Here is a 17,966-nt window from a genome sequence, read left to right on the forward strand (position 1 = left end):
CCTTCGGCTGACTGGCTGTTCAGGCGATCAGCGCCTTGCCGGCGGCGGCGAGGCTTTCGGCGCCGTCGATGACGCGCTCCTTGAGCGCGCGCGTCTCGCCTAGGAGATTCTCGGCAAAGAAGCGGCAAAGCGCGACGCGGCCGCGGTCGGCTAGGCCGCCTTGCGCCAAATAAGCGCCGCCGGCGGCGAGCGAGATTAGGCGCAGATAGGGCGTGGCGCCGGCCATCGCGGCATCGGCCTTGCCGTCGGCCAACAGCCTTTGCAAGAAGCGCGTTGCCTCGTCGAGATCGGCAAGCGCGCGATCGAGATTGTCGGCGGTGCGGCCAAAACCTTCGATGTTGGAGGTGCGCACCGCATCGGCCATCGCTTTCAATTCGCCGATATAGCGATGCACGTGCGCGCCGCCGCCGAGCGGCAGTTTTCGCGAGACGAGGTCGATCGCCTGGATGCCGTTGGTGCCTTCATAGATCGGCGCGATGCGGGCGTCGCGATAGAGCGCCGCCGCGCCCGTCTCCTCGATGAAGCCCATGCCGCCATGCACCTGGATCCCCAGCGAAGCGACCTCGACGCCGACATCGGTCGAAAAGGCTTTTGCCAGCGGCGTCAAGAGATTGGCGCGGTCGCGCCAGTTGGCGGCGGCCTCGCCCTCGGCGACACGGGCACGGTCGATGGCGTGCGCACAGGTATAGGCGATAGCACGCGCGATCTGCGTCAGCGCCTGCATGGTGAGAAGATTGCGCTGCACGTCCGGGTGACGGACGATCGGCGCCATGCCGGACCCTGAATAATCAGATGCCTTGCCCTGCCGGCGCTCATTGGCATAGGCGATCGCCTTCTGCGTGGCGGTTTCGGCCACCGCAACGCCCTGCATGCCCACCGCGAGACGAGCGTTGTTCATCATCGTGAACATGCAGGCCAACCCTTTGTTCTCCTCGCCGACCAGCCAGCCGATGGCGCCGGGCCTCATGCCCTCAAAACCGTCGCCATAGATCATGGTGCAGGTCGGCGATGCATGGATGCCGAGCTTGTGCTCGAGGCCGGAACAGAAGACGTCGTTGCGGGCGCCGAGCGAGCCATCGTCATCGACCAGGAACTTCGGCACCAGGAAGAGCGAGATGCCGCGCGTGCCGGCGGGCGCGTCGGGCAGCCTCGCCAGCACCAGATGCACGATGTTGTCGGTGAAATCGTGCTCGCCATAGGTGATGAATATCTTCTGGCCGAAGATGCGGTAGGTTCCGTCGGCGGCAGGCTCGGCACGCGTGCGCAAAGCGGCGAGGTCCGAGCCCGCCTGCGACTCGGTCAGGTTCATCGTGCCCATCCACTCGCCCGAGACGAGCTTCGCCAGGTATTTGGCCTTGAGCGCCTCGGAGGCGTGCTTGTCGAGCGCCTCGACCGCGCCCATGGTGAGCGTCGGGCCGATGCCGAAGGCCATCGCGGCGGAGTTCCACATCTCGAGCGCGGCGACGGCTAGCATGGTCGGCAAGCCCTGGCCGCCATATTCGGCCGGCCCGGACAGCGCGTTCCAGCCGCCTTCGATCCAGCGCCGGTAAAGCTCCTTCCAGCCGGGCGGTGTGGTGACAGAAGCGCCCTTCAACACCGCGCCATGCTCGTCGCCGATCTTGTAGAGCGGCACAACCTCCTCGCTGGCGAAGCGCCCGGCCTCGGCCAGGATCGCGTCGACCAGGTCCTCGCCGAGGTCGCCGAAGGTGCCGTCGTCCAGCGCCGGCTTCAGGCCGGCTACCTGCTTCAGCGTGAAGGCGATGTCCTCGACCGGTGCGCGATACATGTTTGCTGCTTCTCCTCCAGTGCGGCCAACCGTAGTCGCGTAGCCGAAGCGAGGCCATTCATTCTTGGGGTTGGCCTGCGTCCTTCTTTTTACGTAAACGTCAAACACGCGGATTTTGCAAGCGTTGACTCCGTCATCCACGGCCGGAGAGGTTCAGTCGCTGTTCCGGCGCTGAACACCTCGCGGTTTGACAGCACTTCCTTAACCATAGCGGTTCAGGATCGTCGTCTGGTCAGTGGGGACACCCTGATTTGAAAAAGCCGGCGCGCCCTCTTCGCCGCCTGGCGCTTCTCGCGGCTGCGGTTGCGCTGGGCACGGCGGCAAAGGCCTCGGATTTCTCCGAGCCGTGGAAGAATGCCGACCGCGCGCTGGTGATCGACGCCTACGAATATAACTCCATCGATTGGGCTGAGCTTGCCACCGACAAGCGCATTGTCGGCTTCATCAACAAGGCGTCCGACGGGCTGCCGCCGCCCTATTTCTGCTTCGGCGACGAGACAGAGGTGAAGCTCTGCAAGGCGCTGTGGAAGCGCCATGCGGTGACGCGCGAGCTTTTCCAGACACGCAAGGTGGTGGCGAAGGCGCTCGGCCTGAAGTGGGGCGCCTATCACCTCGCCCGCCCCGGCAATCCGGTCGAGCAAGCCAACAATTTCATCGATTTCGCCGAGCCGGCGCCGGACGATCTCATTGCCCTCGACATCGAGGGCATCGACCCCACGCAATGGATGTCGCTCGAGGATGCGGAAGAATTCGTGCGCCAGGTGCATCGCCGCCTCGGCCGCTTCCCGGTGCTCTACTCGAACGGCAAGACCGCCCAGTACATCGCCGACAACCGTTACACCTACCGGCTGTTGTCGCGGTTGCCGCTCTGGTATGCGCGCTACAAGCCGGACATCGACGTGCATTTCCCGATGGGCAACTGGCAGGGTTACGCGCTCTGGCAGTTCGCGGCAAAGGCGAATTGCGGCCGCTTCAGCTGCCCCTATCGCGTGCCGGGCACGCCCAACGACATCGACGTCAGCGTCGCGCCGATGAAAGCCGATGCGTTGCGCCAGCAATGGGCCTTTGGCGGCCTGATCGACGTGCCGGCGGATTACCTCGCCTCGATCCCGGTGCCGATCCCGCGCGAAGCGGGCCTCGCCGGCAAGGTCACCATCACCTATGCCGATGTGGCGACGCCGCCGACCATCGAGGAAATGGTCGCGGTGCTCGGCGCGCGCTGGGAGAAATTCCGCGACGGATTCCGCATGCCGGTGGTCAAGACCGTGCCGCAGCGCCCGAGCTTCGGCATCGTGCAATATGTCGCCTGGAAACGGGCCGGACAGCGCACGCCCGAACAGCTCGACGCCGCCTTCGCGGCCGCCGATCCGGTCAGCACTGCATCGACGACGCTCGACCACCGCAGGCAGTAGTCAACGGCAGCGTCAACGATGATTGCCCAGGCTGGCATACATGCCGGTGGTGCGGAACTGTGTGGGCGTGATGCCGTAGCAGCGGCGAAACACCTTGGAAAAGTAGTTCGGGTCGTCGAAACCGCACAGAACAGCGACTTCCTTTACCGGCAGGAAATCGGCCTTGGTCAGCAACTTGGCGGCGCGCTGCAGCCGCTGCTGCAGGACGAATTCGGCCGGCGGCAATCCTTCGCTCTCGGCGAAGCAGCGCGAGAAATGGGCGCGGCTGAGGCCGCTGATTTCGACCAGCTCCGCCACCGGCAGCGGCTTGTCGAGATTGGCGTTGATGTGATCGATGACCGGCTGCATGGCGCTCTGCTTCTCGGCGAAGGCGTGCGAGCCGAAGACATCGTCGTAAAGCGCCATCGCCGCCTCATAGGCGATCGCCGAGGCCGCGCCCGGCGAGGCGGCGCCCTTGATCAGGCGCAGGCTGCAATCGGCAAGGTGATCGATGGTCGCCGGCTGCAGCCGGAACACGGGACCTGAGACGCTGAGGATCGACTTGTGGACGCGGAGCGCCTCCTCGCCGTTCATCGATATCCAGAAATATTCCCAGCGGTCGCCCTTGGCCAGCCAGTAGCGATGGTTGTGCGGCACCAGCACCAACAGCGTATCGTTCGCCTGCAGGCGGTAATTGCGGCTTTCATAGCGCAATTGTCCGGTGCCGCTGATCGTATGCTGGAGCACGGTAAACGGGATCTGGCCGCGCTTTCGCCCGTCCCAGTCGTAAGTCTCGTCCTCGCGCACCTCGTAGCCGGTGCTGGTCGGCATGGCGTGCAGGCGCTGGCGCCCGCGCGGCAGCGAGATCGTGCGCATTAGCTTTCCATTGGCGATCAGATCCTGCAGCACAAAATTACCCTCGAAAGCATAATCCTTCTCTGGCCGCGCCGGCGAATAAGCGCATAATCCGGCTCACTCAAGAACGGGAAAGACCCGCGGTCGAGGAGCGGGCGGGAGGAGAAAGAGCTGGATTTCCGGCTCCACATGGCGAGCGCGCCTGCCGGCGCGCGGCCATATCCTCCCTTGCTGCTCCTTGCCTAACATTCGATTGGATCGAGGTGAAGGTGATGAGCTTCAAAATCGCTATTATTGGCGCCGGCAGCGTCGGCTTCACCAAGAAGCTGTTCACCGACATTCTCTGCGTGCCCGAATTCAAGGACATCGAATTCGCGCTGACCGACATCAGCGAGCACAATCTCGGGATGATCCAGGCGATCCTCGATCGGATCGTGGAAGCAAACGGGCTGCCGACCAAAGTGACGGCGACGACCGACCGCCGCAAGGCGCTGGAAGGCGCGCGCTACATCATCAGCTGCGTGCGCGTCGGCGGTCTCGAAGCCTATGCCGACGACATCCGCATCCCGCTGAAATACGGCATCGACCAATGCGTCGGCGACACGATCTGCGCCGGCGGCATCCTCTACGGCCAGCGCAACATCCCGGTGATCCTCGACTTCTGCAAGGACATCCGCGAGGTCGCCGAGACCGACGCCAAGTTCCTGAACTACGCCAACCCGATGGCGATGAACACCTGGGCCGCGATCGAATACGGCAAGATCGACACGGTCGGGCTCTGCCACGGCGTGCAGCACGGCGCCGAACAGATCGCCGAGGTGCTCGGCGCGAAGTCGCCCAGGGAGCTCGACTATGTCTGCTCCGGCATCAACCACCAGACCTGGTTCATCGAGCTCAGGCTGAACGGCCGCGCGATCGGCAAGGACGAGCTGGTCGCCGCCTTCGAAGCGCATCCGGTCTATTCGAAGCAGGAGAAGCTGCGCATCGACGTGCTGAAGCGCTTCGGCGTGTATTCGACCGAAAGCAACGGGCATCTGTCCGAATACCTGCCCTGGTACCGCAAGCGCCCCGACGAGATCACACGCTGGATCGACATGTCGGACTGGATCCATGGCGAGACCGGCGGCTATCTGCGCTACTCGACCGAGACCCGCAAATGGTTCGAAACCGAGTATCCGCAGTTCCTCGAAGCGGCGTCGAAGCCGATCGACCCGGCGAGGCGCTCCAACGAGCATGCCAGCCACATTCTCGAGGCGCTGGAAACAAACCGCGTCTACCGTGGCCATTTCAACGTCAAGAACAACGGAGTGATCACCAACCTGCCGCAGGACGCCATCATCGAGTCGCCCGGCTTCGTCGATCGCTTCGGCATCAACATGGCCGCCGGCATCACACTGCCCGAGGCATGCGCCGCCACCTGCATGTCCTCGATCAACGTCCAGCGCATGTCGGTGCATGCCGCGATCGCCGGCGACATCGATCTCTTGAAGCTCGCCATGCTGCACGATCCGCTGGTCGGCGCGGTGTCGACGCCGGAGGAGGTCTGGCAGATGGTGGACGAGATGGTCGTCGCCCAGGCCGCCTGGCTGCCGCAATATGCCGACGCCGTGCCGGCGGCAAAGGAGCGGCTTGCGAAGTCGAAGGTCAAGACCCGCGAATGGGCGGGCGCGGCGCGGCGCAACGTCCGCTCGATCGATGAACTGCGCGCCGAAAAGGCGGCACTGAAACAGGCCGGCTGAGATTTCGGGCAGGCGGACCTGCAGGAGGCAGGTCAGCCGAAACGGTCCCCAAAATAAAGATCAAGCGGCGGGCAAGCAGCAGACGTTCAAAACATTTGGGAGGAGACAATGAGGAACTTACACAGAATTGGCATTGCCGCCGGACTGGCGCTCGGCGTTTCTATTCCGGCGCTCACCGCTTTCGCTTCGGAACCGACGATCCCGCCGGAGCCGGCGACATTCCCGGCCGAGGGCAAGATCCATTATGTGGCGCGCGACTCCATCCTGGAGTTCAAGGCTCTGCCCGATTACCACGAGCCGGACTGGGTGACGCAGAAATACGTCAAGACCGGCAAGCTGCCGCCGCTCAAGGACAGGCTGCCCAAGGAACCGCTGGTCTTCAAGACCGCCAACATGCCGGACGGCATCGGCGTCTATGGTGACACGATGCGCCATGTCATCGGCGGCAGGCCGGAAGGCTGGAACTACGCTGCCGGCCAGACGCAAGGCTGGGGCGGCATCGACATCGCGCTTTCCGAATGCCTGACACGCACCGCGCCGCTGTTCCAGGTCGACGCGAAGGACACCGAGCCGCTGCCGAACCTCGCCAGGAGCTGGGAATGGTCGAAAGACGGCCACAAGCTGACCATGCATCTCGTCGAAGGCGCCAAATGGTCGGACGGCGTGCCCTTCAACGCCGACGACGTCATGTTCTACTGGGATGACGAGGTGGTCGACCCCAACGTGTCGCCGCTCAACGGGGCGACGCCCGAAACCTTCGGCGTCGGCACGACGCTCAAGAAGATCGACGACTACACTGTCGAATGGACGTTCAAGGAAGCGTTTCCGAGGCAATATCTCTACGCGATGGCCTACGGCACCTTCTGCCCCGGCCCGGCGCACATTTTGAAGCCGCAGCATCCGAAATATTCGAAGAACACCTACGACCAGTTCAAGAACGCCTTCCCGCCGGAATACATGAACATGCCGGTGATGGGCGCCTGGGTGCCGGTCGAATACCGCCCGGACGACATCATCGTCATGCGGCGCAACCCTTACTATTGGAAGGTCGACGAAAAGGGAAACCAACTGCCTTATCTCAACGAGCTGCAATACAAGCTCTCGACCTGGGCAGATCGCGACGTCCAGGCCGTCGCAGGCTCGGGCGACTTCTCCAATCTCGAGCAGCCCGAGAACTTCGTCGCCTCGCTGAAGCGCGCGGCTGACAAGAACGCGCCGGCACGGCTTGCCTTCGGTCCGCGGCTCATCGGCTACAATCTGCGTATGAATTTTTCCGCCAATGGCTGGGGCAACCCGGACGAGCGCGGCCAAGCGATCCGCGAATTGAACCGCAACGAGGATTTCCGCAAGGCCGTGACCATGGCGATCGACCGCAAGGCGCTCGGCGACTCGCTGGTCAAGGGACCGTTCACCGCCATCTATCCCGGCGGCTTCTCCTCCGGCACCAGCTTCTATGACCGCAAGTCGACGGTTTATTACCCGTTCGATCTCCAACGGGCCAAGGCCGAGCTCGCCAAGGCCGGTCTCAAGGATACCGACGGCGACGGCTTCGTGAACTTCCCGGCGGGCACCGCCGGCGGCAAGAATGTCGAGATCGTGATGCTGGTCAACAATGACTACACCACCGACAAGAGCCTTGCCGAGGGCGTCGTGGCGCAGATGGAGAAGCTTGGGCTGAGGGTCGTGCTCAACGGGGTCAACGGCACGCAGCGCGACGCGATCCAGTATTCCGGCCGCTTCGACTGGCTGATCCGGCGCAATGACCAGGAGCTCACCTCCGTTGTGCAGAACACGGAGCAACTCGCTCCGGTCGGTCCCAAGACCAGTTGGAACCATCGCGCGCCTGAAAGCGGCGAAGTCGATCTGATGCCGTTCGAGAAGGACCTCGTCGACATCGTGAACAAGTTCGTCACGACGCAGGACAACGACCAGCGCGCCGACCTGATGAAGAAGTTCCAGAAGATCTCGACCGAGCACGTCTACAATGTCGGGCTGACGGAATATCCCGGCGCGCTGATCGTCAACAAGCGCTTCTCCAACATCCCGCAGGGAACGCCGATCTTCATGTTCAACTGGGCCGAGGATTCGATCATCCGCGAACGCGTCTTCGTCGCAGCTGACAAACAGGCGAAATATGAGCTCTTCCCCGACGAGCTTCCCGGCAAGCCCGGAGACAAGGGGCCGATGAACTAGTTAACCTCCCTGACGAAGAGAACTCCGGTCGCGCCAGCTGGCGCGGCCGGACAAAGTCAAATCTCCGGTGCGCCCAAGGCGCGACCGGCCAGCAAAGGAAGCCGACCATCCATGTTGCGATTCCTGCTCATGCGCATAGCGTCGGCGCTTCCCGTGCTCGCCATCTTGAGCCTGGTCACCTTCGCCATCATCCAGGCGCCGCCGGGCGACTATGCCGACTACATCAAATCGCAGCTCATCAACCAGGGCGGCGCCTCCTATGCCGAGGCGGATGCACAGGCCCAGGCCTACCGGAAAGAACACGGCCTCGATAAGCCGCTGCCCGTTCAGTATCTCAACTGGATCGGCGGCATCGTCACGCGCGGCGATTTCGGCTACAGCCTCTACTACAACAGGCCGGTGGCGGACGTGGTCGGCGAGCGCCTGCCGCGCACGCTGCTCCTGGCGCTGGTCTGCCACCTGCTCGCCTCGGTGCTGGGCATAAGCTTCGGCATTTGGGCGGCGACCCGCCAGTATTCCTGGATCGACTCGACGCTCTCGGCCATCTCCTTCCTCGGCATGACGGTGCCGCGCTTCCTGATGGCGCTGATCATCGTCTACCTGCTGGTCTTCCAGTTCAACGTGTCGGAGATCGGCAGCTTCTTCTCGCCGCAATATGGCGGCGCGCCATGGTCGTGGGCGAAATTCCTCGACCTGGTCAAGCATGTCTGGCCGGTGGTGGCGATCGCGACCTTTGGCGGCCTTGCCTACAATATGCGCGTCATGCGCGGCAACCTGCTCGACACGCTCAACGCGCAATATGTCGAGACGGCCAAAGCCAAGGGCCTGACTGGCGGCGCCGTGGTGATGCGCCATGCCGTGCCCAATGCGCTGCATCCATTGGTCATGTATCAAGGCGTGGTGCTGCCCTACATGCTGACCGGCGAGATCGAGACGGCGATCATTTTCGCGCTGCCGACCGTCGGGCCGGCGATCGTGGGCTCGATGGCGGTGGGCGATGTCTATGTGACCGCAACCTTCATGATGGTTCTGTCGGCGACGCTGATCGTCGGCAACATCATCGCCGACATGCTGCTGGTCCTGCTCGACCCCCGCGTGCGCCAGTTCGGGGAACACTAGATGCTGGCCCGCGATCCCTCACCCCCGCCACCCACCGAAGGAGCCGCGATTCCGGCCGCGCATGGCAACGAGAGCTACATCGCGCTTGTCTGGCGCCGGCTGAAGCGCTCCTGGACCGGCATGGCCGGGCTATGCCTGGTCGTGCTGCTGCTTCTCATGACCCTTTTCGCGGAATTCCTCGCGCCTCTCGACCCGAAAGCGACCGATATCGCCTTCGCGCCGCCGCAGATGGCCAGCTTTCACGACAAGGACGGCAACTTCGTCGCGCGGCCAAGAATTTACGCGCTGGCCGAATCGACCGACCTCGACCCCGTGACCTTCCAGCCGATCGTCGGCCCCGATTACGATCATCCACGACTGCTCGGCTTCTTCGTCGAGGGCGCGCCCTACAAACTCTTCGGCCTCATCCCGGCGAACCGGCATTTCTTCGGCTCGATGGACGGCCAGCCGGTGCATTTCCTCGGCACCGACAAGTTCGGCCGTGATGTGCTGTCGCGCGCCATCCTTGGTTCGCGCGTCTCACTGATGATCGCGCTGACAGTGGTCTTCATCATCACCCTGATCGGAACCAGTGTCGGCATGGTGTCCGGCTATTTCGGCGGCCGGTTCGATGTCTGGATGCAGCGCTTCGTCGAACTGGTGCTCGCCTTCCCGCAACTGCCGCTTTACCTGGCGCTGACGACGCTGATCCCGGTCACCGCGCCGACCAATGTCTTTCTCGCCTTCGTCATCATCGTCATGTCGGCGCTTGGCTGGGCGCAGATGTCGCGCGAGGTACGCGGCAAGACGCTGGCGCTGGCGCGCATCGACTATGTGCGCGCCGCCATAGCGGTGGGCGCCACCGATCGGCGCATCATCATCCAGCACATCTTTCCCAATGTGATGAGCCACGTGATCGTCGCCGTGACGCTGGCGATCCCGACGGTGGTGCTTCTGGAATCCTTCCTCGGCTTCCTCGGCTTCGCGGTGAAGCCACCGCTGATCTCCTGGGGACTGATGCTGCAGGACACCGCGACCTATTCGGTCATCGGCACCTATCCCTGGATCCTGTCGCCGGTCGGCTTCGTGCTGGTCACCGTTTTTGCCTTCAACGCGCTGGGCGACGGCCTGCGCGATGCCGTCGATCCCTATTGAGGTGGCAGGAATGACGACGATCGCGCTTGCCGAATCCTTCGCACCCGCCGTCCGGCTCGACCATGACGGACGCCACGACCAGCCGGTCATCGACGCCCGCAACATCGAAGTCGCCTTCAAGGTCGAGCACGGCATCGTCGAGGCGGTTAAGGACGTCTCGTTCCAGCTCTATCGCGGCGAGACGATCGCGATCGTCGGCGAATCCGGCTCCGGCAAATCGGTGACGGCGCGCACCGTCATGGGGCTCTTGTCGCGGCGGGCGACCGTATCGCCGAGGTCAAGCGTCGACTATCTCGGACAGAACATTCTGAAATTCGCCGAGAGCGCCCGGCGCAAGCTGCGCGGCAACCGCATCTCGATGATCTTCCAGGAGCCGATGAGCTCGCTCAACCCGATCTATTCGGTCGGCAGCCAGATCGTCGAAGCGATCAGGGTGCACCGCAAGGTGAGCCGCAAAGAGGGCTGGGCGCGAGCGCTCGAGCTTTTGCGGCATGTCCAGATTCCCGAACCCGAAGCACGCCTCAAGCAGTATCCGCACCAGCTCTCCGGCGGCCAGCGGCAGCGCGTCATGATCGCCATGGCTTTGGCCAACGAGCCCGATGTGCTGATCGCCGACGAGCCGACCACCGCGCTCGACGTCACCGTCCAGGCGCAGATCCTCAACCTGATCCGCAATCTGCAGAAAGAAATGCGGATGGCGGTGGTTCTGATCACGCACGATCTTACCGTCGTGCGCAAGTTCTCCGACTATGTCTATGTCATGCAGCATGGCGAGATGCGCGAGCATAACGTCACCGAGCGGCTCTTCGCCGATCCGCAGCATCCCTACACAAAGCGGCTGCTCGCATCCGAACCACACGGCCGGCCGAAGCCGCTGCCCGATAAGTCCAGCACGATCCTCGAGGCGAACGGCGTGCGCGTCTGCTTCACGCTGCGGCACGGTACGTTCCTGAAGCCGGACTGGCGCGAGCTGGTCGCGGTCGACGATCTCGACCTCAAACTTTGCCGTCACGAGACGCTGGGCCTGGTCGGCGAATCCGGTTCCGGCAAGACCACTTTCGGCCAGGCGCTGCTTCGGCTGCTCGACGCCAGGCGCGGCGAGATCCGTTTCGACGGCCAGCCGATCCAGGATCTCACGCGCGCCGAGATGCGGCCGCTGCGCTCGCGCATGCAGATCGTCTTCCAGGATCCGTTCTCCTCGCTCAACCCGCGCATGACGATCGGCCAGATCATCGAGGAAGGCCTGGTCGTGAACAGGATCGGGGCCACACGGCGCGAGCGGATCGAGCGGGTGCGTGAGGCGCTGGTCAGCGCCGGCATGCCCGGCGATATCCTGTCGCGGTTTCCGCACGAATTTTCGGGCGGCCAGCGGCAGCGCATCGCGATCGCGCGGGCCATCGCACTGGAGCCGGAATTCATCCTGCTCGACGAGCCGACATCGGCGCTCGATCTTTCCGTCCAGGCGCAGATCATCGACCTGCTGCGCAAGCTGCAGGACGAGCGCGGCTTGAGCTATCTCTTCATCTCGCACGACCTCAAGGTGGTGCGGGCGCTCTGCCACCGCGTGATCGTCATGCAGCACGGCAAGATCGTCGAACAGGGGCCCGTAGACGAGGTCCTCACCAGTCCCAAGACCGCCTACACCGAACGGCTCGTCCGGGCCGCTTTCGACGTGGCGTGACCATATTCCGGAGGCTCACAGTGGCAAGAAATCCCAGGATCACCTTCATCGGCGCCGGCTCGACGGTGTTCATGAAGAACATTGTCGGCGACGTGCTGCAGCGCCCGGCGCTGTCGGGCGCGACGATCGCTTTGATGGACATCAACCCGCAGCGGCTGGAAGAGAGCGCCATCGTCGTCAACAAGCTGATCGCGACCCTCGGCGTGAAGGCGAAGGCCGAGACCTATTCCGACCAACGCAAGGCGCTGTCCGGTGCCGATTTCGTCGTCGTCGCCTTCCAGATCGGCGGTTACGAGCCCTGCACCGTCACCGACTTCGAGGTGCCCAAGAGATATGGCCTGCGCCAGACGATCGCCGACACGCTGGGCGTCGGCGGCATCATGCGGGGCCTGAGGACGGTGCCGCATCTGTGGAGGATCTGCGAGGACATGCTCGCCGTCTGCCCCGACGCGATCATGCTGCAATACGTCAACCCAATGGCGATCAACACCTGGGCGATCGCCGCGAAATTCCCCCAGATCAAACAGGTTGGGCTCTGCCATTCGGTGCAGGGCACGGCGATGGAGCTGGCGCACGACCTCGACCTTCCCTATGAGGAGATCCGCTACCGCGCAGCTGGCATCAACCACATGGCGTTTTACCTCAAGTTCGAGCATCGCCAGCCGGACGGCTCCTACCGCGACCTCTATCCCGACCTTGTCCGCGCCTATCGCGAAGGCCGCGCGCCGAAGCCCGGCTGGAACCCGCGCTGCCCCAACAAGGTGCGCTACGAGATGCTGACCCGGCTCGGCTATTTCGTCACCGAAAGCTCGGAGCATTTCGCCGAATACACGCCCTATTTCATCAAGGATGGTCGCCCCGACCTGATCGAGAAATACGGCATCCCGCTTGACGAATATCCGAAGCGGTGCATCGAGCAGATCGAGCGCTGGAAGGGCCAGGCGGAGGCCTACCGCTCGGCCGACCGGATCGAGGTCGAGCAGTCAAAGGAATATGCCTCCTCGATCATGAACTCGGTTTGGACCGGCGAGCCGTCCGTGATCTACGGCAATGTCCGCAACAATGGCTGCATCACCTCGCTGCCTTTCGATTGCGCGGCGGAAGTGCCGTGCCTGGTCGATGCTTCCGGCATCCAGCCGACCTATATCGGCGAGCTGCCGCCGCAGCTGACGGCGCTGATCCGCACCAACATCAATGTTCAGGAACTGACGGTGCGGGCGCTGATGAGCGAGAGCCGCGAGCACATCTACCACGCGGCGATGATGGACCCGCACACGGCGGCCGAGCTCGATCTCGATCAGATCTGGTCGCTGGTCGACGACCTGCTTGCAGCGCATGGGGACTGGTTGCCGGCCTGGGCGCGACCAGGCAAGAGCAAGGCTGCCTGATTAGAGCAATTTCAGGAAAAATGAGAAGCGGTTCTCCGTCCGAAATTGCGTCAAAACAAATAGACACGACATTTCGCCGTTTCCGTGAAACGGTGAAATGTCCTATTTGCCGGTCTGCTCGCGCTCGACGGCGCGCCAGCCGATGTCGCGGCGGAAGAAACCCTGCGGCCAGTCGATATGATCGATCGCCCCGTAGGCCTTTTTTTGTGCCTCCCCGACGGTTGCGCCGGTTGCGGTGACGTTGAGCACGCGGCCGCCATTGGCGACGAGCGCGCCGCCATTGATGGCGGTGCCCGCGTGGAAGATTTCGGCGCCGTCGCTGGCGGCCTCGTCGAGACCGCGGATGACCGAGCCCTTTTCCGGCGTGCCGGGATAGCCCCTCGCCGCCATCACCACGGTCAGGGCCGCGTCGTCGCTCCAGCGGACCGACATGTGCGCGAGCTGGCCGTCGACGGCAGCGTTGAGCAGGACGAGCAGGTCGTCCTTCAGCCGCATCATCAGCACCTGGCATTCGGGATCGCCGAAGCGGGTGTTGTACTCGATCAGCTTGGGGCCTTGGTCGGTGATCATCAAACCGGCGAAGAGGATGCCGGCGAAAGGCGCGCCGAGATTGGCCATGCCGCGCATCGTCGGCTCGATGATCTCGCGCATGGTGCGCTCGGTCATCTCGGGCGTCATCACCGGCGCCGGCGAATAGGCGCCCATGCCGCCGGTGTTCGGACCGGTATCGCCGTCGCCGACGCGTTTATGGTCCTGCGCGGTGCCGAAGGGCAGCGCGGTGGCGCCGTCGCAGAGGCAGAAGAAGCTTGCCTCCTCGCCGGTCAGATATTCCTCGACGACCACCTCGGCGCCGGCGGAGCCAAAAGCGCCGTCGAAACAGGCCTCGAGCGCGGCAAGCGCCTCCTCCAGCTTCATGGCGATGGTGACGCCCTTGCCGGCGGCAAGGCCGTCAGCCTTGATGACGATCGGCGCGCCCATCTTTTCGACATAGGCCTTGGCCGCGGCGAGATCGCCGAAGCGGCCGTAGGCTGCGGTCGGAATGTTGAACTTGGCGCAAAGATCCTTGGTAAAGCCCTTCGAGCCTTCGAGCCGCGCCGCCGCCTTGGAGGGGCCGAAGACGCGGATGCCCCAGGCGCGCAAATCATCGGCAATGCCGGCCACCAGCGGCCCTTCCGGACCGACCACGACGAGGTCGATCTTCTTCTCCTGGCAGAAGGCGGCCACAGTGGAGTGGTCGGCGATGTCCAGCTTGACCAGTTCGGCGAAACGGCCGATGCCGGGATTGCCGGGCGAAGCATGGAGCTTCGTCAGCAGCGGCGACGCGGCGATCTTCCAGGCAAGCGCATGTTCGCGGCCGCCGGAGCCGAGAAGAAGAACGTTCATGGCCACCTCTTGCTGATCGTCTCCCCGAACCCGCTATTGGTCCAAGGGCGACGGGTCAAGGCATCTTGGCGTTTCGGGGGGCGATTGCACACGGGAAGATTGCCCACATCAAGACGCAATGAGGCAATTTGCCGATGGGAAACCGATCCCGCCCGGCCCAATCCAAAGTCGACTCAGCTCCGGAAAACGACAGGGAACCAGTCCTCGCGCAACTTCTCAACGGGCTTGATGTGCTTCCCATGCAGCGCATTGTTCTCGCCCACGACGCGCGCCTGCGCCTATCGAAGGCGGCACTCGCCTTCATCGAGACAGCGAAAGCATGGTTCGCCAGTCACGATGTTTTCACTGCCTGAGCGACAACGCGGCTGCTTGACGGCGCCCATCGCTGCTGCCACTCCAGCACGATGGAAACCATCCAGTCGAAAGCAGCCCAGGGCCGCGTCGCGGACGCGCCGAGCGGCCATTGGGTTTACCGGGTGCTGCCGCGCTGGCTGTGGCCCTATGCGCAGCTTGCGCGCTGGGACCGGCCGATCGGCTGGCAGCTGCTCTTGTGGCCCTGCTGGTGGTCGGCGGCTATTGCGGCCAGCGCCTATCCGCGGCCGACGGATCCGCTGCTGACGCTGTTGCCCGCGCCCTGGTACCTGTTCCTGTTTTTCATCGGCGCCGTCGCCATGCGTGGCGCCGGCTGCACCTACAACGACATCGTCGACGAAGACATCGACAACCAGGTCGAGCGCACCCGCTCGCGGCCGCTGCCGGCCGGCAAGGTGAAGCGCCGCCAGGCCTGGGCGTTTCTGATCATCCAGGCGCTGGTCGGGCTCGCAGTGCTTTTGCAGTTCAACAGCTTCGCCATTCCGCTCGGCATAGCCTCGCTGGCCATTGTCGCGATCTACCCGTTCATGAAGCGCATCACCAATTGGCCGCAATTCGTTCTCGGGCTCGCCTTCTCCTGGGGCGCGCTGATGGGCTGGGCGGTCGAGTTCGGCGATCTCGATGGCCCCGCCATCATGCTCTATATCGGCTCGATCCTGTGGGTGATCGGCTACGACACGATCTACGCGCATCAGGACAAGGAAGACGACGCCATCGTCGGCGTGCGCTCGACGGCACGCCTGTTCGGCGACAACACCAAGACCTGGCTCACCGGGCTCTATGGCGGCACGCTTGCCTGCTTCGCCATCGCCTTTGCCTCGGCTCAAGTGCCGATGCCGGCGCTGGCCGGGCTGATTGCCGCCGGCGCGCATATGGCGCGCCAGATCATCCGGCTCGACATCAACGATCCCGATCAGTGCCTGAAGCTGTTCAAGTCGAACAACCAGGTCGGCTGGCTGATTTTTCTGGGGCTGATCGGCGGGGCGTTTTGGGTGGTGCTGAAGCCGCTGGTGTAGCGCCTCTCCTTCTCCCCTTGTCGTGGGAGGGTGGATCGGCGCGCAGTGCCGAGACGGTTGAGGGTGTTTCAGCGGAGTGAGAGCTCGGCGTTTCCTGGAGAACCCCTCATCCGTCGCCTTCGGCGACACCTTCTCCCACAGGGGGGAGAAGGGAAGGGTCGCAGCTATTCGCGCGCGATAATCTCCTCACCGCCGACGACGAGACGCAGGCCGAGATTGCCGGTCCTGCGGCGGGCGAGGAAGCGCGGGCGGCGCATGTTGGAGACACGGCCCTGGCGGCGTTCCTGCGGCGGCAGCGCTTTGATTGCGGCGCCCAGCGATTCCTCCAGCGTGCGGGCGACGCCGTCGGCCTCGATCAGAAGCATCGGCAGGCGATAGGCGTCGGCCCAGGCGCGCCAGTCGGCGGCGACGTCGTCGAGATCGTCGGCGACCAAAAGCGGCACCGACAGCATCGGATCATTGTGCAGAAGTTCCAAAGTCACGGTGACATTGCCGTCCGGATCCTCCATGGCGCGGGCGGCGACACCACGGAAGGCATTGGCGGGCAGCGCGATGATCGCCGGCACGCCGCTCATCTCCAACGTGCGGCGAATGACGGCGCCGCGCTGGTCGATGGTGAAGGTTACATCGCCATAGTCGTCGCGCGTGGCATAGCTTACCATCTGCGGCAGGCGAAACGGGTCGAGACGCATGTTGCGCCCCGCCCAGACTGGCTTCAGTCCAGTGTTCATCGAATGCCTTCCTGTTTCTCCTGAGGGCCGTTTTCCGGTTCTCTCCGGGCCGGTTTTTCCGGCCTCGTTATGCGGGAAACATTAGCGCTCGCTTCTTACCGCCACGCTTAAGAAAGTCAGTTAAATTTTGCTGATCGGAGCCGATGGTTATCGGAATGCGACCAGCCACAAGATGTTGGAAGAATTAGATAACCTTACCGGGATTCATGATGCCGGCCGGGTCGAAGGCCGCCTTGACCCGGCGCATCAGATCGATCGCCATTGGCGGGGCCGTGGCGATCAGCTCGTCGCGCTTCAATTGGCCGATGCCGTGCTCGGCCGAGATCGAGCCGTGGAAGGAACGCACGACATCGTGCACGGCCTTGTTCATCGGGTGGTAGAGCTCAAGGAACGGGTCGTCCTGCCAATCCAGAGGGCGAGAGATGTTGTAGTGAAGATTGCCGTCGCCCATGTGGCCGAAGCAGACGACGCGGGCGCCGGGACAGACAGTCTGGACCACGCCTGCCGCCTTTTCGATGAACTCCGGGATCGAGGCGATCGGCACCGAGATGTCGTGCTTGATCGAGGCGCCCTCCGGCTTCTGGCATTCGGGCAGCGTCTCGCGGAAATTCCAGAAGGCGTCGCCCTGGGCAAGACTTGCCGACACCACCGCATCGCCGACGATGCCCTGCTCGAGGCCGGCCGAAAGAATCTCCTCGATCAGCGCCTTGCCATCTTCTTCCGAGCGACCTGAAGAGACCTGCATCAGGGCATACCACGGCCAGTCATCCGCCAGGGGTCGGGTGATCCCTTGCCCATGCTTAAGCGTGAAGTCGTAAGGCCGTTTGGCGATCAGCTCGAAAGCCGTGAGCGAAGCACCGGCGCGATCCATCGCCAAGCTGAACAGCGAGAGCGCTGCCTGAGGCGACGACAGGCCGGCGAAGGCAACCTCCCTGCCCTTCGGCTTCGGAAAGAGCTTCAGCACCGCGGCGGTGATGACGCCGAGGGTGCCCTCGGCGCCGACGAAGAGGTTTTTCAGATCGTAGCCGGTGTTGTCCTTCTTCAGCTTGCGCAGATCGTCGAACACTTCGCCGGTCGGCAGCACCACTTCGACGCCGAGGCAAAGCTCGCGCGCATTGCCATAGGCAAGCACGCCGGTGCCCCCGGCATTGGAAGAGAGATTGCCGCCGATCTGGCAG

Annotated in this window: 14 protein-coding genes; 9 read left to right on the forward strand and 5 right to left on the reverse strand. The window is 63.7% G+C overall.

Annotation, left to right across the window (positions count from 1 at the left end):
- Window positions 1-19: 19 nt before the first annotated feature.
- Entirely contained in the window at window positions 20-1,786 is a 1,767-nt protein-coding gene (locus tag EOA49_RS09930) for an acyl-CoA dehydrogenase family protein (RefSeq protein ID WP_127241112.1), read from the reverse strand.
- Window positions 1,787-2,037: 251 nt separating this feature from the next.
- On the opposite strand from EOA49_RS09930, the gene EOA49_RS09935 reads away from it, so the two are divergent.
- On the forward strand, window positions 2,038-3,198 hold the full coding sequence (locus EOA49_RS09935; protein WP_067327832.1) for a glycoside hydrolase family 25 protein: 1,161 nt from the start codon (window positions 2,038-2,040) through the stop codon (window positions 3,196-3,198).
- 12 nt (window positions 3,199-3,210) lie between these two features.
- Here the strand turns inward: EOA49_RS09935 and EOA49_RS09940 are convergent, their stop codons facing one another.
- Window positions 3,211-4,053, reverse strand: coding sequence for an AraC family transcriptional regulator (locus EOA49_RS09940; protein WP_095801111.1), 843 nt, complete (start codon window positions 4,051-4,053; stop codon window positions 3,211-3,213).
- 251 nt (window positions 4,054-4,304) lie between these two features.
- Here EOA49_RS09940 and EOA49_RS09945 point away from each other — a divergent pair, with 251 nt between their 5' ends.
- The 6 genes from EOA49_RS09945 to EOA49_RS09970 all read left to right on the forward strand — a co-directional run bounded on the left by EOA49_RS09945 (window position 4,305) and on the right by EOA49_RS09970 (window position 13,286).
- Window positions 4,305-5,771, forward strand: a complete 1,467-nt coding sequence (locus EOA49_RS09945) for an alpha-glucosidase/alpha-galactosidase (protein ID WP_095800900.1) — start codon at window positions 4,305-4,307, stop codon at window positions 5,769-5,771.
- A gap of 108 nt (window positions 5,772-5,879) precedes the next feature.
- Window positions 5,880-7,964, forward strand: a complete 2,085-nt coding sequence (locus EOA49_RS09950; protein WP_127243134.1) for an ABC transporter substrate-binding protein — start codon at window positions 5,880-5,882, stop codon at window positions 7,962-7,964.
- A gap of 111 nt (window positions 7,965-8,075) precedes the next feature.
- Window positions 8,076-9,083, forward strand: coding sequence for an ABC transporter permease (locus tag EOA49_RS09955; RefSeq protein WP_067327828.1), 1,008 nt, complete (start codon window positions 8,076-8,078; stop codon window positions 9,081-9,083).
- The gene (locus tag EOA49_RS09960) at window positions 9,084-10,217 is read left to right on the forward strand and encodes an ABC transporter permease (RefSeq protein WP_127241429.1); all 1,134 of its coding nucleotides are present in this window, start codon (window positions 9,084-9,086) and stop codon (window positions 10,215-10,217) included.
- Window positions 10,218-10,227: 10 nt separating this feature from the next.
- A complete protein-coding gene (locus EOA49_RS09965) occupies window positions 10,228-11,898 on the forward strand; it encodes an ABC transporter ATP-binding protein (RefSeq protein ID WP_127241430.1) in 1,671 nt (556 codons plus the stop codon).
- A 20-nt stretch (window positions 11,899-11,918) separates the two neighbouring features.
- The gene (locus tag EOA49_RS09970) at window positions 11,919-13,286 is read left to right on the forward strand and encodes an alpha-glucosidase/alpha-galactosidase (protein ID WP_127241431.1); all 1,368 of its coding nucleotides are present in this window, start codon (window positions 11,919-11,921) and stop codon (window positions 13,284-13,286) included.
- A gap of 102 nt (window positions 13,287-13,388) precedes the next feature.
- Here the strand turns inward: EOA49_RS09970 and purD are convergent, their stop codons facing one another.
- Window positions 13,389-14,669: a phosphoribosylamine--glycine ligase gene (gene purD, locus EOA49_RS09975; RefSeq protein WP_127241432.1), complete on the reverse strand. Its 1,281-nt coding sequence runs from the start codon at window positions 14,667-14,669 to the stop codon at window positions 13,389-13,391.
- Window positions 14,670-14,803: 134 nt separating this feature from the next.
- Between purD and EOA49_RS33040 the strand changes: the two genes are divergently transcribed.
- Window positions 14,804-15,022 carry a hypothetical protein gene (locus tag EOA49_RS33040; RefSeq protein ID WP_127241433.1) on the forward strand — a complete coding sequence of 73 codons (219 nt, stop codon included), beginning with the start codon at window positions 14,804-14,806 and terminating at the stop codon, window positions 15,020-15,022.
- 51 nt (window positions 15,023-15,073) lie between these two features.
- On the forward strand, window positions 15,074-16,057 hold the full coding sequence (ubiA, locus tag EOA49_RS09985) for a 4-hydroxybenzoate octaprenyltransferase (RefSeq protein ID WP_127241434.1): 984 nt from the start codon (window positions 15,074-15,076) through the stop codon (window positions 16,055-16,057).
- Between the two features lie 164 nt (window positions 16,058-16,221).
- On the opposite strand, the gene EOA49_RS09990 is transcribed toward ubiA, so the two are convergent.
- Window positions 16,222-16,788: a DUF6101 family protein gene (locus EOA49_RS09990; RefSeq protein WP_095781732.1), complete on the reverse strand. Its 567-nt coding sequence runs from the start codon at window positions 16,786-16,788 to the stop codon at window positions 16,222-16,224.
- Between the two features lie 184 nt (window positions 16,789-16,972).
- A partial coding sequence (locus EOA49_RS09995; protein ID WP_164749210.1) for an FAD-binding oxidoreductase occupies window positions 16,973-17,966 on the reverse strand: 994 nt, incomplete at its 5' end.

Origin of the sequence: Mesorhizobium sp. M1A.F.Ca.IN.020.04.1.1 (assembly GCF_003997315.1) — a bacterium.
Taxonomy (GTDB): Bacteria; Pseudomonadota; Alphaproteobacteria; order Rhizobiales; family Rhizobiaceae; genus Mesorhizobium.